At 51.0% G+C, this 15,359-nt stretch carries 15 protein-coding genes; all 15 read left to right on the top strand.

Features of this window, described 5'->3' with window-relative positions; all coding sequences use genetic code 11:
• Window positions 1-204: 204 nt before the first annotated feature.
• The 15 genes from EYB31_RS03915 (at window position 205) to EYB31_RS03985 (ending at window position 15,337) form a co-directional block, all read left to right on the top strand.
• Window positions 205-1,077, top strand: coding sequence for a TetR/AcrR family transcriptional regulator (locus tag EYB31_RS03915; RefSeq protein WP_131011956.1), 873 nt, complete (start codon window positions 205-207; stop codon window positions 1,075-1,077).
• A 162-nt stretch (window positions 1,078-1,239) separates the two neighbouring features.
• Window positions 1,240-2,751 (top strand): spore germination protein, encoded by a 1,512-nt coding sequence (locus tag EYB31_RS03920; RefSeq protein WP_240762036.1) that lies wholly within the window; start codon window positions 1,240-1,242, stop codon window positions 2,749-2,751.
• 16 nt (window positions 2,752-2,767) lie between these two features.
• Entirely contained in the window at window positions 2,768-3,979 is a 1,212-nt protein-coding gene (locus EYB31_RS03925; RefSeq protein ID WP_131011957.1) for a Ger(x)C family spore germination protein, read from the top strand.
• Between the two features lie 3 nt (window positions 3,980-3,982).
• Window positions 3,983-4,216, top strand: a complete 234-nt coding sequence (locus EYB31_RS03930) for a hypothetical protein (protein WP_131011958.1) — start codon at window positions 3,983-3,985, stop codon at window positions 4,214-4,216.
• A 13-nt stretch (window positions 4,217-4,229) separates the two neighbouring features.
• Window positions 4,230-5,321: a GerAB/ArcD/ProY family transporter gene (locus EYB31_RS03935; protein ID WP_131011959.1), complete on the top strand. Its 1,092-nt coding sequence runs from the start codon at window positions 4,230-4,232 to the stop codon at window positions 5,319-5,321.
• 95 nt (window positions 5,322-5,416) lie between these two features.
• On the top strand, window positions 5,417-6,331 hold the full coding sequence (locus EYB31_RS03940) for a DHH family phosphoesterase (RefSeq protein WP_131011960.1): 915 nt from the start codon (window positions 5,417-5,419) through the stop codon (window positions 6,329-6,331).
• A gap of 207 nt (window positions 6,332-6,538) precedes the next feature.
• Window positions 6,539-7,096, top strand: coding sequence for a helix-turn-helix domain-containing protein (locus EYB31_RS03945; RefSeq protein WP_131011961.1), 558 nt, complete (start codon window positions 6,539-6,541; stop codon window positions 7,094-7,096).
• A gap of 347 nt (window positions 7,097-7,443) precedes the next feature.
• The gene (locus EYB31_RS03950; protein WP_240762037.1) at window positions 7,444-8,508 is read left to right on the top strand and encodes a glycoside hydrolase family 172 protein; all 1,065 of its coding nucleotides are present in this window, start codon (window positions 7,444-7,446) and stop codon (window positions 8,506-8,508) included.
• A gap of 71 nt (window positions 8,509-8,579) precedes the next feature.
• Window positions 8,580-9,878, top strand: coding sequence for an ABC transporter substrate-binding protein (locus EYB31_RS03955; RefSeq protein WP_165452200.1), 1,299 nt, complete (start codon window positions 8,580-8,582; stop codon window positions 9,876-9,878).
• Window positions 9,879-9,916: 38 nt separating this feature from the next.
• Window positions 9,917-10,849 carry a carbohydrate ABC transporter permease gene (locus EYB31_RS03960; protein WP_131011964.1) on the top strand — a complete coding sequence of 311 codons (933 nt, stop codon included), beginning with the start codon at window positions 9,917-9,919 and terminating at the stop codon, window positions 10,847-10,849.
• Entirely contained in the window at window positions 10,850-11,683 is an 834-nt protein-coding gene (locus tag EYB31_RS03965; RefSeq protein ID WP_131011965.1) for a carbohydrate ABC transporter permease, read from the top strand.
• A gap of 56 nt (window positions 11,684-11,739) precedes the next feature.
• Window positions 11,740-12,834 (top strand): Gfo/Idh/MocA family protein, encoded by a 1,095-nt coding sequence (locus tag EYB31_RS03970; RefSeq protein WP_131011966.1) that lies wholly within the window; start codon window positions 11,740-11,742, stop codon window positions 12,832-12,834.
• Window positions 12,835-12,878: 44 nt separating this feature from the next.
• The gene (locus EYB31_RS03975; protein WP_131011967.1) at window positions 12,879-13,241 is read left to right on the top strand and encodes a cupin domain-containing protein; all 363 of its coding nucleotides are present in this window, start codon (window positions 12,879-12,881) and stop codon (window positions 13,239-13,241) included.
• A 36-nt stretch (window positions 13,242-13,277) separates the two neighbouring features.
• Complete coding sequence (locus tag EYB31_RS03980) at window positions 13,278-14,510, top strand: Tm-1-like ATP-binding domain-containing protein (protein WP_131011968.1); 1,233 nt, start codon at window positions 13,278-13,280, stop codon at window positions 14,508-14,510.
• A 5-nt stretch (window positions 14,511-14,515) separates the two neighbouring features.
• Window positions 14,516-15,337: a phosphoenolpyruvate hydrolase family protein gene (locus EYB31_RS03985; RefSeq protein ID WP_131011969.1), complete on the top strand. Its 822-nt coding sequence runs from the start codon at window positions 14,516-14,518 to the stop codon at window positions 15,335-15,337.
• Window positions 15,338-15,359 lie beyond the last annotated feature (22 nt).

The following is a 15,359-nucleotide window of genomic DNA, read 5'->3' on the forward strand; positions in this document are numbered from 1 at the left end:
AACTGGTCAGTTTTAGTGAAAAAAACCAGTTGGTCAACTAGTACTATAATAAAAAAACATAGCAATTTCAATAAGATTATTCAGTTTATAATAAAAAATGACCAGTCGGTCAGTATTGACTTGTCTGGGTCTGACATATACAATAGCTTTAAATTCGATTGCACCGAAAATTTCCTTGGATCATGACGTTAGGACGTGAAGGTTATGAATGAGAAGAAAATGCAAATCATACGGGCCGCGATGAAGCTGTTCAGCGAACGTGATTATTATACGGCATCCGTACAAGATATCGTGAGTCTTGCAGGCGTGTCCAAGGGCGCCTTTTACCAGCACTTCCAATCCAAAGACGAGCTGCTGTTTTCGATCTACAACTATTTTTTTGAAAAATTCCGGGTACACCTCGAGGATTTGCAGAACCGGCTGGCGCTGCCGCCAAGGGAATTGATTATGGCGGCCTTTCAGACACAATGCCGGATGATCCAGGAAGATCAGGATTTTGTCAAAATGATGTTGAAGGGCACGGCTTTTGTCGACAATCCCTCGCTCAGAGAACTGTTTGTGAGCGAATCGCTGAGAAATTTACGCTGGTACCAGGAACGGATTATCCAATTGTACGGTCCCGACATTAAACCGTTTGCGCTGGATTGTTCGATTATGCTGAACGGCCTGCAAAAAGAATACATTTTTACGATGATCGCATGCGGATGTACCTTCGATTATATGAAGTTATCCGAATATTTGCTCGAAAGGCTGAACGATCTCGCCGGAGGTTTGCTGAACAGCCGGTTTGAGCCGCAAGTTTCCTCGGGCATTTTGGACCGCTTGTGCATTCCTACGAGTCTGGAAAAAAACAGGCAGAAAGTTCGGCAGCTGCGGGATTGGATGGAGGGGCACTTAACCGATCCGGGAACGATGATACAGTCGGTCGACGCGATTTTGCTGGAGATGAGCAAAGAGAAACCCAACGAGATTATTATTCGCGGCATGTATACCTTTCTGATGACGCTTGCCAAAGAAAACAGGCAGTGCAAGCAATATTTGGAACAAACGTTCGATTTTATACAGGAAAAGAAATAAATCTGCATATTTATTTAAGATGAACCTACCATTCAGCCGAGGCGCGGGATATGGGGGTTCTTTTTTTTGCATTGCGCTCTATAACTGAAATGGGTATAAAAATGGGTAAAAATTCAAAATATAAAGGAAATTCCTGTGTGTTCTTCAGAAAGAGGTGATCTCATGAACATCATGAACGAGCCTGAAGAAAACAAGCAGCCGCTAAGTTCGAAGCTTGCTTTCAACTTAAGCAGGATTCAAGAAGAAACCGGGAATAGCTGGGATATTAAAACCCGCGAAATTGAAATTTTTGCGGAATCCGGTGTGATATTTAAGGGAGCGATCGTCTATGTGGAGGGGCTCGTCAATCTGCATGACATGCTTCATTCGCTGCTGAGCAGCGACAGCAGTTTGCGGGTTCCGGACGTTGCCCATCCCGAGGAATTGCTGGCCCACCTCAGAAAAAGCATCATTGCCGAAGGCGCCATCGCTAGCGTAGATACATTCGAGAGCCTGTATGAAGCTTTATTTACAGGGTGCAGCATGATGCTGCTGGAAGGCTGCGCTTACGCTCTTTCCGTTGGAACCAAAGATCAGAAGGCGCGTCCGATCGAAGAACCAAATGTGCAGTCGGTCGTGCGTGGTCCGCGGGAAGGTTTTACGGAAGTGATCAGTTGGAACATCGCCATGGTGCGCCGTAAAATCAAATCCCGTCATCTGCGTGTGGAGCCGTATAAAATCGGCAAAGCGACGCAAACGGATATAGCTCTTCTATATATGGATAACATCGTAACGGATGGGATCTTGGATAAACTGCGGGAAAGAATGTCTGCGATCGATGTGGACGGCATCTTGGAAAGCAACTATATCGAAGAGTATATCCAAGATAAGCAGCCGACGCCGTTTCCAACGGTATTTAATACGGAGCGTCCCGACGTGGTAACTGCAGGCATGCTGGAGGGCAGAGTGGCCATTCTCGTTGACGGCACCCCGTTTGCTCTGCTTGTTCCGGCTTTGTTCACGCAGTTTTTTCAATCCAGCGAAGATTATTACCAGCGCGCCGATTTTGCGACATTAATCCGGCTGCTGCGGTTTTTTTCATTTTTCCTAGCGCTGCTGACGCCTTCCGTTTACATAGCGGTTTCGACATTCCATCAAGAAATGCTGCCGACCACCTTGCTGTACAATTTGGCAAGCCAGCGGGAGGCCACGCCGTTTCCGACTTTTGTAGAGGCGCTGTTGATGGAAATCACATTCGAAATTTTGCGTGAGGCCAGCGTCAGGATGCCGAAAACGGTCGGTCAATCGATCTCGATCGTGGGTACACTGGTCATCGGCCAATCGGCGGTTGAAGCGGGACTTGTCAGTGCGGCCATGGTCATCGTTGTATCCATCACGGCGATATCCAATTTTGTGCTGCCGGCCTTTAATATGGGGATCGCAGCGCGGATCGTCCGTTTTCTGCTGATGCTGCTGGCGGCTACATTTGGCTTGTACGGCATTTTTATCGGAATGATCCTCATTGTACTCCATCTGTGCAGCCTGACTTCCATCGGATTTCCATACATGGGGAGCCTCGCTCCTTTTAAATTGAAGGATCAGAAAGATACGTTCATGCGGGCCCCGATTCCCAGGATGATCACCAGACCGAAGAGCTTTCTGCTGAAAAATCTGGTGCGCCAAAAAAAACGTTGATGAAAGGAGCGATGGTATGGGACGGGTTTGGGCATTTGCGCTGCTGTTTGTGCTGCTTGCCTTGCCGCTGACCGGCTGCTGGAGCCGGCATGAACTGAATGATTTGAGCATCGTGGTTGGCCTGGGCATCGACAAGTTTAATGACAAATACAAAGTGACGTCGCAAATCGTCAATCCGGCCAAAGTAGCGTCGAAACGGGACGGGGGGCAAAATCTTTCCAGCCCGGTCGTCACCTATGAGGAGGAAGGGGCTACCGTGCCCGAGGCACTGGCCCGGATGACCGTCAAGGCGCCGCGGCGCATGTATTTCGCCCATCTGCGGATGCTGGTTATCGGCGAGGAACTGGCCAGAGAGGGAGTCGGCAAGCCGCTTGATTTTATTTCCAGAAACCGTGATATGCGGACGGATTTTTTTATCGTTGTGGCCAGACATTCAAGCGCGTCGCAAATCTTAAAAATGAACAGCGCCATCGACCCGATTCCCTCCAATAACTTGTACACAAAACTCGAGACGTCCGACAAATTATGGGCGGCTACAGGGAAAATTACACTGGACAAAATGATCGAGGAGCTGTTTAAGGAAGGCAAAAACCCTGTGCTGACAGGCATCGAAATTCTCGGAGACCCAAATCAGGGCAAGAAGCAGGCTAACGGTCAAAATGTAGAACCCCGGGTTCTGCTGCAATATTCCGGCATGGCGATCTTTAACGTGGACCGGATGGTGGACTGGCTGGACGAAAACGATGCCAAAACGTTTAATTATTTGCAAAATTCCGTGAAGGAAACAACGGCGTTTGTTCCGTGTCCCCAAAAAAAACCGGGCAACATGACCGCGCAAATTGTCAGGTCCCGCAACCGAATCGAAACGAAAATAAGTAATGACGGACAACCTGAGATTGATGTGTATCAAAACACGCAGATGGATATAAGCGACATTGAATGCGATGTCGACGTGTTGGATCCCAAAATTCAGGAGGAGCTGACGGAGGCAGTCAATCAGAAAATCATTAGAGTACTGTCCGCTTCTGTTCGAAAATCCCAGACAACCCTCGAATTGGATTATTTTGGATTCGGCGATGTAGTCCACCGGCAAAACCCGAAATACTGGCGTAAAATTAAAAATTGGAACAACGTATATAAAAATATGGAAATACGCATTCACTCTCATGTCGATCTGCGAAGAATCGGCACGACCTTGCAGCCAATAGAACACGCGAAGGTGGAATAAATTATGCTGATGTGGATCGGTATCGCTGCGGTGATCGTTCGCGCCGGGCTTAAGGATATTCCCGCATTATGGGGGCAGCGCAGCTATAAGGAGCTGATCATGCTTACAATGCTTATCGTTGTCATTGCTTCGGTATGCGGCGTGCAGATGGCCCATGTGAAGCTGCCCAATCCGCTGAAAGGAATCGAGACGATTCTAAAGCCTTATGTGCAAACGATTGAATCCCTGCTGACTTGAAAGGAAGCATCTTATGGAAAACGGCGGTAAAATCAACAGCCACACCTTTACGATACTTGTCGCTTTTTTTATGATCGGCACGTCGATACTGATTACTCCCGCCGGTTTGGCCGTGGATGCCCGGCAGGACGCATGGCTTGCATGTTTGACGGGTTTGCTGGTCAATCTGCTGCTTGTGCTGTTGTACGCTGCGTTGGGAAAGCGGTTCGGCGAGTTATCCGTCATAGGTTTTTGCGAAAGGGCATTCGGCAAGTGGCTGGGCAAAGCGGCAGGGCTGGTTCTGACGCTGTTTTATTATTTGCTGGCTTCGTTGATGGTCGGGGATTTGGGCTTTTTTCTGACGTCCCAGATTGTGCCGGAAACGCCGATTGAGATGCTGCAAATTTTATTTGTCCTCACCATTTCCGCCGCCGTGTATTATGGGGTAAAAATATACGGAAGGGCGGCCGAAATTTTCTTCCCTATCATGCTTGTATTATTTCTGCTGCTGATTGTGCCGCTGCTGCATAGATTCCATTTCAACAATGTCATGCCTCTCATGGAAAACGGAATCAAACCGGTGTTAAAGGGCGCTTATTCATTTTTCGGCCTTCAGGAGATGGGGGTGCTGCTTATGCTTTATCCGTTTGTCGGGGAAGGCAAGGGACGCGCTATGATCGTAGGGACGGTGATTGGAGGCATCGTTTTGGCGATCACGACGTTTAGCAGTATCGCGGTGCTGGGAGCATCGCTTACGGCGAATCAGTTATTTCCGGCGTATACGCTTGCGAAAAATATTAATATTGGGAATTTTATACAGAGGCTGGAAGGCAATATGATGCTGATCTGGGTGCTGACGATATTTATGAAGGTGGTCATCACTTTTCACGCTTCCCTCCTTGGCATGGTGCAGGTGTTTAATTTAAAAAGCGAGAAGCCGTACGTTGCGCCGCTTGCCCTGGGCATGGTTTCGCTGTCGCTGATCTGTTACCCGGATACGCTGTTTTCGACCCGTTTTCTCGCCCGCAATTGGACCGCGCTTGCTTCGTTTTTTATGATCTTTTTGCCGCTTCTGCTGCTGGCCGTTTCCGTCCTAAGACACAAATTAGCCGTGAAGAAACAGTAACGAAAACTTAACAAAATTTTCTTGTCGCGCCTTAATCGGAGCCCTTATAATAAACAAGAGTGATATAGTTCGTTAGAACTAAAAGGAGGGGCTCCATGCGGTTAGTAACACGTTCGGATCTTGACGGATTGGTATGCGCCATTCTGTTTAGAAAGCTCGGGATGATTGATCAGATGAAATTTGTTCATCCCAAAGATGTGCAGGACGGCCTGATTGAGGTTAGCGAAAACGATATTTTGGCCAATGTGCCGTTTGTTCCGGGGTGCGGCTTGTGGTTCGATCATCATTCCAGCGAGCTGGAACGAACCGGAGAGCAGGCGGAATTCAAAGGGGAAGTCCGCGTCGCGCCGAGCGCTGCGCGTGTCGTTTACGATTATTACGGCGGCAAGGAAACTTTCGGCGACATCGACGATATGATGGCCGGCGTAGATAAAGCGGATTCGGCGCAGTTTTCCGCTGACGACATCCTGCAGCCGCAAGGCTGGGATTTGCTGTCTTTTATATGCGACGCGAGAACCGGGCTTGGACGGTTTCATGACTACCGGATCAGCAACTACCAGCTGATGGAAGCGCTCGTAGACCACTGTGCGACGATGGGCATTGACGAGGTGCTGCAGCATCCGGACGTGCAGGAACGGGTGAAGCGGTATTTTGAATTGGACAAAGACTACAAGCAGATGCTTCAGCAATATACGCGGGTTGACGGCAACGTCATCGTGACCGATTTGCGTGGCGTGGAGACCATTTTTCCGGGCAATCGGTTTATGGTGTACGCGCTGTATCCCGAGCAAAATATTTCGATCTGGATGATAGACGGGCGCGGCAAGCAAAATTGCGTATTCGCATGCGGCTACAGCATCATCAATCGGAGCGCCAAAACCGATATCGGGGCGTTGATGCTGGCAAACGGCGGCGGCGGGCATAAAGCGGCCGGCACTTGCCAGGTGCCGTACGATCAAGCGGATACGGTGCTTGCACAGTTCGTCGAAACGATGAAACAAAACGGATAAATCGATTAGGACCGTTAAGGAGGACGTAAGCATTCAGTCTTAACGGTCTTTGATTTCTGTGACGGCCTGTGGATAGGCCCAAGGTCCGAAGCTTCATGAGCTTTAAGCTGAAGCTTCTTTTTTTGTGCCGCCATCAGGCTTGACGCTTCCATTAAGTGTAGTTATGATAAACTTATTTGAATAATATGAAAATAGGAGATTCCCATCATGGATCTAGGAAACAAAATCAAAAAGCTGCGCAAGGAGCAAAACCGTAATTTAGCCGAGATTGCGGATATTTGCGGTTTCTCCAAAAGTTTGCTGTCCAAAATCGAAAACGGCAAGACGATGCCGCCGATCTCCACATTGGTAAAAATCGCCGACGCTTTAGGGACCAAAGTGTCGATTTTGCTGGATGACCAGCAGCAGTCCGGCACCATCCATACAACCAGACAGACAAGCGAATCCAAGCTGGTCAAAACAGAAAAGGGCTACTCTTTCTTTGCATTTGCCGTCGAACGCGCGGAGAAGCTGATGCAGCCGTTCCTGTTTGTTTCACGCAAAGAGGAAAGCGACAACAGACATACGTTCAGCCATAACGGAGAAGAATTTATTTTTATTTTGGAAGGCCAGATGAAATATAAGGTCGGCAATGTTGAATATACGCTTGGGCCGGGCGACAGTCTTTACTTCGACTCGATCGAGAAGCATATGCTGTCTCCGATTACTGACGAAATCAAGTATGTGGCCGTGTTCACCCAATCCAAGCAGGAGCCGGCCAAATAAAAGGCAAGCAGTTTACCGTTGAAGCCTGCGTCAAGCGGTCGTGCACCCGATGGAGCCCGTGTACGACTGCGTAACCGGTTATGCCATTCCCATCTAACCATCTAGACCCATTCGTTTTCTCACGTTTTCTTCGATTTTATCCTCCGAACGTTATTCCAATTATCTTGCAAATCTCATCCAATCCCGATCCAACTCGCGTTATTGGCGATAAAAAAAGTATGTTTTTTGTGAAAGAAAGCGATTGCATTAACGGGCAAGTTGCTATATAATTTCATTAAACTTGGTTGAATATAATTATACATAATTTATTATTTATTAATTACGTTTCATTTAAGGAGGAGATGTGTATGTATCCTGGGTTAGGCCGCTTGTCTTTATTGTCCGACGCCCAAACCCGCTCAATCAGCCCTGAGAACTTTACCGGGGAAAAAGGAAAAGGAGGTATGGCGAGCGAAGGAACAGGCGCCGCATGCGCCCGCGATTTGGGGGTAGGCTGGAAAGTTTCGCCTTCGGTAAATATCCCGGCGAAATCGACGTTTACGCTTGCGGATATTTCCGCATCGGGGGTGATTCAGCATTTCTGGATCACTTGTTTCCCAGACCGCTGGAGAATGCTGATTTTGCGCATGTATTGGGATGAGGAGCAGCTTCCTTCCGTCGAAGTGCCGCTAGGCGACTTTTTCTGCAACGGCTGGTGCGAGCGGAGCAATGTCAACTCGCTGCCGATTGCCGTCAATCCGGCCGGAGGGATGAACAGCTATTGGGAGATGCCGTTTCGCAAGGCGGCCAAAATAACGCTGGAGAACATCTCGGAGCAAGAAGCTACCGTGTATTATCAAGTCAACTATGCCTTGACGGAAATCGATGACAAAGCGGCTTATTTTCATGCCCAGTGGCGGCGCAGCAACCCGCTGCCGTACAAAGAAGTGCACACCATTCTGGACGGGGTACAAGGAAAAGGCCATTATGTCGGCACCTACATGGCATGGCAGGTCAACAATACGGGCTGGTTTGGGGAAGGCGAAATCAAGTTCTATATGGATGGCGATGTCGACTACCCGACCATTTGCGGTACGGGAACGGAGGATTATTTCGGCGGGGCATGGAACTGGGAACAACCGCAAGGCCAATACGGCACCTACTCGACCGCATTTCTCGGCATGCACCAGGTGATTAAACCCGACGGATTATACAGAAGCCAGCAAAGGTTCGGCATGTACCGGTGGCATGTGATGGATCCGATCCGGTTCGAGCAAGAGCTGAAAGTAACGATTCAAGCATTGGGCTGGCGTTCGGGAAGAAGGTATCTGCCATTGCAGGACGATATTGCTTCCGTCGCGTATTGGTATCAGGCGGAACCTCATTCCGTTTATCCAAGGCTCCCGGATAAGGACGGTCTGGAAGTCATTTAATTAAACGCATAAGGACATACAAACAATTTGTATATGAAGGGGTGTTTTCATTGAAAAGCATTTCGTATCTATTGTTAACGTCCGTAATCGTCACGGCGGCGGCCGGCTGCAGCGCTGCGGCGCCGGGAGCCGTCAAACCTGCAGATACGGCTGCGCCCAAAACGTCAGGGACGGGCGCGCCGCCCGCGAGCGGGCCCGTTACCTTGAGGGTAGGGGGCATCGAGTACCCTTACACGAAAGCCGTCAATGAAGCGTTTGAGAAGAAGTATTCGAATATCAAGGTCGAATGGAATCCCGGGAACAACGATTTCGAGGACGGATCCATTCAAGCGTTGCTGCGTTCCGGCAGCGGGCCGGATGTGATGGTGGTCAGCTCGGGCCCGGGGCGTGTCGGCTTGCTTTCAAATGCGGGTCTGATTTTGCCGATTGAAGATGCGATGAAAAAATATAACATCGAAAGCCGTTATCAGAAGTGGGTTATCGATCAGACAAGGGTACAAGGAAACGGCAAGGTATATGAGCTGGTCGAAGGCGTCGATGTATTTTCCGTCTACTACAATAAAGAGATGTTTCAAAAGTACGGATTGAAACCGCCTTCAACGTGGGAGGAATTTCTCGACAATTGCGCCAAGCTGAAAAACGCCAATATTTTGCCGATTGCGGCCGGCTTCCGCAAAGGCATCGGCGGCGGCTGGATGCTCGGCAATCTGGTGGAAGCCGCAGCGGGAAAAGACCGGATGACGGACGTCATATTTGGCAAAGGCCCATTCGACCAGAAGGAAATCGTGCTCGGCGGGGAAATGCTGAAGCAGCTGCTTGACGCCGGATATGTCAATGGCAAGGACGCCAGCGCGATCGATCAAGCGCAAGCCCAAGCGGCGTTTCTGTCCGGGCAAGCGGCGATGACGATATCGTCGCAGGGCTTTATCGCTTCGGAACGGAAAAAAGGCAACGATGTCAACAAATTCGACACGTTCCTGCTGCCGTCGCGCGAAGCGGGACGTCCCGCACGGCCGAGCGCCGGGCTTGCCCACAGCTGGATCGTAAATGCCACAACGAAAAATATCGATGCCGCGGAAAAATGGCTGGATTGGGTGTCCAGCGAGGAGTATTTAAAGGTTGTTGCGGCCAATGCGGGAAGCCTCGTGCCCGTCGTTGAAGCGACAAGCAAAGTGAAAAACGATCCCGCGATTGAAAAAGCGTCGGAGATGCTGAAAAACGGAGCGGGTTACAACCCCAGCGTATACCTGCCTGCCAAAGCCAAAGATGCTTGGTATGCAGCGGTGGACAGCATTACGGCAGGCGGCTCGCCGGCAGAAGCGTTTAAAGCGATTGAAGCGGAGATGGCGAAGGCGAAACAAACGAAGTAAGCGGCTGAACGTCTTTGTGAAGGGAGGTGTGGCGTTTCATGGATGTAACGGTTTCGGACCGGAAAAAAACGTCGTCTTACGCAAAAGGACGTATAGCCAAGCTGGTTCCCGAATATGGATGGGCATTATTATTCTCTCTGCCGGCCTTATGTTTTTATGTCGCAATTATTTTATTGCCGCTGCTCGTTTCCGTGCAGCTCAGCTTGTTTAACTGGGACGGCATGATGCCTTCCATGGATTTCGTAGGTTTTTCCAATTACGTGCATCTGTGGTCGGAGCCCCGCTTTCTTGCGTCGCTCCTGCGCACTCTCATCTGGTGGGTGCTTCACGTTGTATTTGCCGTCGGCGGCGGGCTTGTGATGGCGCTGCTGATTGCGCAGGTCAGGTGGGGGCAGAGCATATTCCGCACATTATGCTTTTTGCCGCATGTATTGTCTTTATCCGTTGTAGGTATCATTTGGGCGCAGCTGTACCATCCGAACATCGGTTTTATCAACTTGACCTTAAAGCAGCTCGGATTAGGCTTTCTCGCCAAAACCTGGCTGGGGGACACGTCGCTTGTGCTGACTTCCATCAGTGTAGCAAGCTCTTGGCAGGCTTACGGCTTCTATATGGTCATTTTTTTGGCGGGACTGCAAAATATCGATCCCCTGCTTTATGAAGCATCGGTCGTCGACGGCGCATCGCCTTGGCAAAAGTTCCGTTATATTACGCTTCCGTCTTTGCGCAATACGCTTACGCTGGTGCTCAGCTTGGCGTTCATCAGCTCGCTCAAAGGTTTCGGCACCGTATGGGCGATGACGGGAGGCGGTCCGAACAACGCTTCCGAACTGGTGGCTGTATATGTATGGCGGGATGCTTTCCAAAGCTCCGAAATCGGGAAAGCTTCGGCGGCCGCATTAACGTTGGGGATCGCCGTTATCGTCTTGACGGTGTTATTTAATCAATGGCGCGATCGAAAAGGAGAGTAGATGATGTTTAAACAATCGATCCGCAACTATCAGATCACCGTGTTTTCCGTGCTTGCCATCTTTACGGCTGCAACGGTGCTGCCGTTTCTGTGGGTCATTGCCAGCGCGTTTAAAAGCGACGCCGAAATTTTCGGCAGCGCTTCGCTCATTCCGAAATCATGGAATTGGGTTAATTTTTACACCGCATGGACGGACGGCAAGTTTGGCGTCTATTTTTGGAACAGCCTGCTGATCGCGGTATCGGTAACGGTCATATTGGCGGCGATCGCTTGTCCGGCGGGTTACGCGTTTGCGAAGATGAAGCTGCGCAAGCATCCCTTTGTTTTCTATATCATCTTGTTTGGCATGACGATGCCGGCGCAATCGGTCATTATCCCTTTATTTTACCAGCTGAAAAGTTACGGTCTGATCGATCATAAATTGGGACTGATTATCGCCGAGGTAGGGCTGGAAGTTCCGTTTGCGATCTACTTGATGCGGAATTTTTTCCGCGATTTGCCCGACGAGCTGATCGAAGCCGCCGTCATTGACGGAGCGGGCACATGGGGAGCGTTCCGGCGTGTCATGCTGCCGTTGTCGAAGCCGGGGGTGCTGGCGCTTTCCGTGTTCAGTTTTCTTGGCTCATGGAACGAATTTCTGCTGTCGCTGCTAGTGCTTGTAAGCAATGATTCAAGAACGATCCCGCTGGGGCTCGTGCGTTTCTCCAGCTTGCATACGTCCGATTATGGCGTTGTGTTTGCCGGTGTCGTATTTGCTTTCATACCTTCGATGCTGATTTATATTTTGCTGCAAAAATCGTTTGTGCGCGGGATTTCCAGCGGTTCACTTAAGTGATGGAGTTCTTTCGCTGCCGGTTTAGCCGGCGTAATAACATTTAAGGAGTGTGTACCATGAATCTTGTACCCGTAAAATACAATTTTGAATACGAACGTAAGCTGAAGGTTTGTTTTATCGGGGCGGGCGGGCATTCGTTCCGCAACGTATACCCGACATTTCAATATGCGCCTGTCGATTTAGCGGCCATCTGCGACAGCGACGGAGATCGGGCTGCCGCTTATGCCCGGCAATTCGGAGCCAAAGCGCATTATACGGATTATAACGAGATGTTCGAGAAGGAAAAGCCGGATGCGGTGTTTATCGTCACTTCTTATCACCCCGACGGGCGGGTGCAGGCGACGGATATCGCCATGGATGCTCTGCGGGCGGGCGTGCACGTCTGGATGGAGAAACCTACGGCGGCCAGCGCCGAGGAAGTGCGGCAGCTGATGTTGGCCAGCGAGCAGAGCGGACGTTATGTGATGACCGGGTTGAAGAAGATGTTTTTCCCGGGCGTAGCCAAAGTGAAGGAGATTATCAGCTCCCCCGAGTTCGGGACGCCGTCTTCGATTTATGTCCGTTATCCGCAATCGATGCCGCCGTTCTCCGCGCGGGCCGATTTGAAGAACCTTACCAGTCTGCTCGATCACATCTATCATCCAGGCGCCATTATTTATTATTTAATGGGCAAAATCGGCAAAATGTCGTACGACTGGGAAGCTGTCAACGGCGGATCGGTGACCAATCTCCGTTTTTTGTCCGGGGCGATCGGAACGCTTCATATGACGGCCGGTATCGCCGGAAGCAGTCCGCTGGAACGTCTCGAGGTGATTGGGCAAGGCGCCAACGTCGTGCTGGAAAACGGGGTGCATCTGACCTACTACCGCAAACTGAGCGGCAAACGGCCGTACGGAAGAACGGGCAGCTATTTGGTCGACGAACAGGAAGCTCCGCTGCATTGGGAGCCGGAATTTTCGCTGGGCCAGTTGTATAACAAAAATATCTTTATGCTTGGATACGCGCCGGAGGTGCTGCATTTTTGCGAAAGCGTGCTCGCCGGACAGCCGCCGCAAAAAGGCACGCTTGACGCTTCGCTGGAAATCGCCAAGCTGTTTGAGGCGTATCGAACGACGCCGGAGGGCGTTGTCTCGGTCGTTAACGAAGCTTGAGATTTGGATACAAATACAAACATACGCAAAGGAGAATGAGGGAAATGGCGACAGTTTCGGATTTGAGGAAGCAGGACCCGGCACGTTTGATCAATGAAAATTGGGGTAAAATTCAATGGCTTTGCGGGCAGGACATCGACCCCGATAGCGAGATGACTTTTGGCATGGTGTATATCCACTCGGGAGAATCGAATCCGCGCCACGTGCATCCCAATTGCGAGGAGTACATTTTCGTGTTGTCCGGCGAATGCGACCACAGCTTAGGGGAGGAAATGATTCATTTGGAGCCGGGCATGATGCTGCGCATCCCGCGGGGCGTGCCGCATAACGCGATGACAACCAGTTGGGAGCCATGCCGGATGATTATCGCTTATTCTGCGCCGGATCGTCAGACGATCGGCGAATAATTTATAAAGTCCTTGAGAGGAGCTGAATAGATCGTTATGGGGAAAAAAGCGGTTCTGATCGGCGCTTTGGATACGAAAGGGCAGGAATATTTGTTTGTTAAGGAACAGCTTGAAGCATGCGGTTTGGAAACATTTGTGATTAATACCGGGGTACTTGGGGACCCGCTTTTTACGCCGGACGTTTCCGCGGATGAGGTGGCTGCTGTCGGCGGCTCCAGCTTGGCGGAGCTGCGGGAGAGAAGCGACCGCGGCACGGCGGTGGCCGTTATGACACGAGGAGCCGAACGCACGATGGCGGAGCTGGAGCGAAGCGGAATCATCGGCGGCGTATTCGGCATGGGCGGCACGGCCGGTACAACGGTGGCGGCCTCCGCGCTGCAGGCGCTGCCGATCGGCATTCCGAAGCTGCTTGTGTCCACTGTCGCGTCCGGCAATACCAAGCCGTATGTCGGAGTAAAAGATATTATGATGATGTATTCCGTCGTCGATATTTCCGGAATTAACAAGTTGTCCCGCCGTATTCTGAGCAATGCCGCCTATGCTCTTGCCGGGATGATCTCGCATCTTTCGCAGGAGCAAGCACCGACGGAAGACGAAGATAAGGTTACGCTGGGCATCACGATGTTTGGCGTAACGACGCCTTGCGCTACACGTGTGCGGGAGAAGCTGGAAGAGCGGGGTTACGATCTGCTGGTGTTCCATGCCACAGGCACGGGCGGCATGGCGATGGAAGAGCTGATTTCCGCGGGATACATTAAAGCCGTCGCCGACATTACGACAACCGAGCTGGCCGATGAGCTGGTTGGCGGCATTTTTAGTGCCGGTCCGAACCGGCTGGAAGCTTCGGGTTTGGCCGGCATCCCGCAGGTTATTTCGGTGGGGGCGCTTGATATGGTCAACTTCGGCCCGCCGGAGACGGTGCCCGAACGGTTTAAAGAACGGAAGTTTTACCAGCATAATCCGACCACCACGCTGATGCGCACCACAGTGGACGAAAACCATCAGCTTGGCACCATATTGGCCGAAAAATTGAACAAAAGCAGCTCCCCGACCGTTGTCATTTTCCCAAAAGGCGGAGTGTCGCTGCTGGATATGGAAGGCAAGGCGTTTGACGGCAAAGAGGAAAGAGCCGCTTTATATGAGGGGATAAAAGCTCATTTGCGAAGCGACATTCCGTTTATCGAACTGGAGCAGGACATCAACGACCCGTTGGTGGCCGATTGTATTACCGAAAGGCTGCTGAAGTTCCTAGAACAGAAAGAGGGGTAACACATATGGCATTGGAAAGGCAAGAAATATTGCGCCGATTGCGTTCGCAAATTGGGCAAGGGAAGTTTATCGTAGGCGCAGGGGCGGGAACCGGCTTATCGGCGAAATGCGCCGAAGCGGGCGGCGTCGATCTGATCATTATCTACAATTCCGGGCGTTACCGGATGGCCGGACGTGGTTCGTTGGCCGGGCTCATGCCGTATGGCGACGCCAACCAAATTGTGGTCGATATGGGCGGCGAAGTGCTGCCGATCGTACGTGATACGCCTGTACTGGCAGGCGTATGCGGCACGGATCCGTTCCGGCTGATGGACGTTTATTTAAAGCAGCTGAAGGAGATGGGCTTCTCCGGCGTACAAAATTTCCCTACCGTTGGCTTATGCGACGGCGTGTTCCGGCAAAACCTGGAGGAAACCGGCATGGGCTACGGGCTGGAGGTCGATATGATCCGCAAAGCGCATGAGCTTGATATGTTTACAACACCCTATGTATTCTGTGAGCAGGACGCGATTGACATGGCTACGGCAGGAGCGGATGTGCTGGTCGCCCATGTCGGCTTGACGACCAAAGGCAGCATCGGCGCCAAAACGGCACTGACGCTCGACGAATCCGCAGACCTCGTGCAGCGCATTCACGACGCCGGCAAAAGCGTCAATCCCGATATTTTGGTCATATGCCACGGCGGACCGATTTCTGAACCGGAAGATGTGCAATATGTGCTCGGCCGAACCAACGGCGTCGCCGGATTTTTCGGCGCCTCCAGCATCGAGCGTTTGCCGACGGAGCTGGCGATCACGGAGCAGGTCAGACGGTTTAAAAGTTTGTAAGAAGCTGTTTATTGAGGCTCCG

Origin of the sequence: Paenibacillus thalictri, assembly GCF_004307995.1 — a bacterium.
GTDB classification, from domain to species: domain Bacteria; phylum Bacillota; class Bacilli; order Paenibacillales; family NBRC-103111; genus Paenibacillus_AF; species Paenibacillus_AF thalictri.

What these genes read in the sequence shown, in the direction of transcription:
- EYB31_RS03915 (WP_131011956.1), top strand. Translation starts at nt 205, where the DNA reads ATGAATGAGAAGAAAATGCAAATCATACGGGCCGCGATGAAGCTGTTC.
- EYB31_RS03920 (WP_240762036.1), top strand. Translation starts at nt 1,240, where the DNA reads ATGAACATCATGAACGAGCCTGAAGAAAACAAGCAGCCGCTAAGTTCG.
- EYB31_RS03925 (WP_131011957.1), top strand. Translation starts at nt 2,768, where the DNA reads ATGGGACGGGTTTGGGCATTTGCGCTGCTGTTTGTGCTGCTTGCCTTG.
- EYB31_RS03930 (WP_131011958.1), top strand. Translation starts at nt 3,983, where the DNA reads ATGCTGATGTGGATCGGTATCGCTGCGGTGATCGTTCGCGCCGGGCTT.
- EYB31_RS03935 (WP_131011959.1), top strand. Translation starts at nt 4,230, where the DNA reads ATGGAAAACGGCGGTAAAATCAACAGCCACACCTTTACGATACTTGTC.
- EYB31_RS03940 (WP_131011960.1), top strand. Translation starts at nt 5,417, where the DNA reads ATGCGGTTAGTAACACGTTCGGATCTTGACGGATTGGTATGCGCCATT.
- EYB31_RS03945 (WP_131011961.1), top strand. Translation starts at nt 6,539, where the DNA reads ATGGATCTAGGAAACAAAATCAAAAAGCTGCGCAAGGAGCAAAACCGT.
- EYB31_RS03950 (WP_240762037.1), top strand. Translation starts at nt 7,444, where the DNA reads ATGTATCCTGGGTTAGGCCGCTTGTCTTTATTGTCCGACGCCCAAACC.
- EYB31_RS03960 (WP_131011964.1), top strand. Translation starts at nt 9,917, where the DNA reads ATGGATGTAACGGTTTCGGACCGGAAAAAAACGTCGTCTTACGCAAAA.
- EYB31_RS03965 (WP_131011965.1), top strand. Translation starts at nt 10,850, where the DNA reads ATGATGTTTAAACAATCGATCCGCAACTATCAGATCACCGTGTTTTCC.
- EYB31_RS03970 (WP_131011966.1), top strand. Translation starts at nt 11,740, where the DNA reads ATGAATCTTGTACCCGTAAAATACAATTTTGAATACGAACGTAAGCTG.
- EYB31_RS03975 (WP_131011967.1), top strand. Translation starts at nt 12,879, where the DNA reads ATGGCGACAGTTTCGGATTTGAGGAAGCAGGACCCGGCACGTTTGATC.
- EYB31_RS03980 (WP_131011968.1), top strand. Translation starts at nt 13,278, where the DNA reads ATGGGGAAAAAAGCGGTTCTGATCGGCGCTTTGGATACGAAAGGGCAG.
- EYB31_RS03985 (WP_131011969.1), top strand. Translation starts at nt 14,516, where the DNA reads ATGGCATTGGAAAGGCAAGAAATATTGCGCCGATTGCGTTCGCAAATT.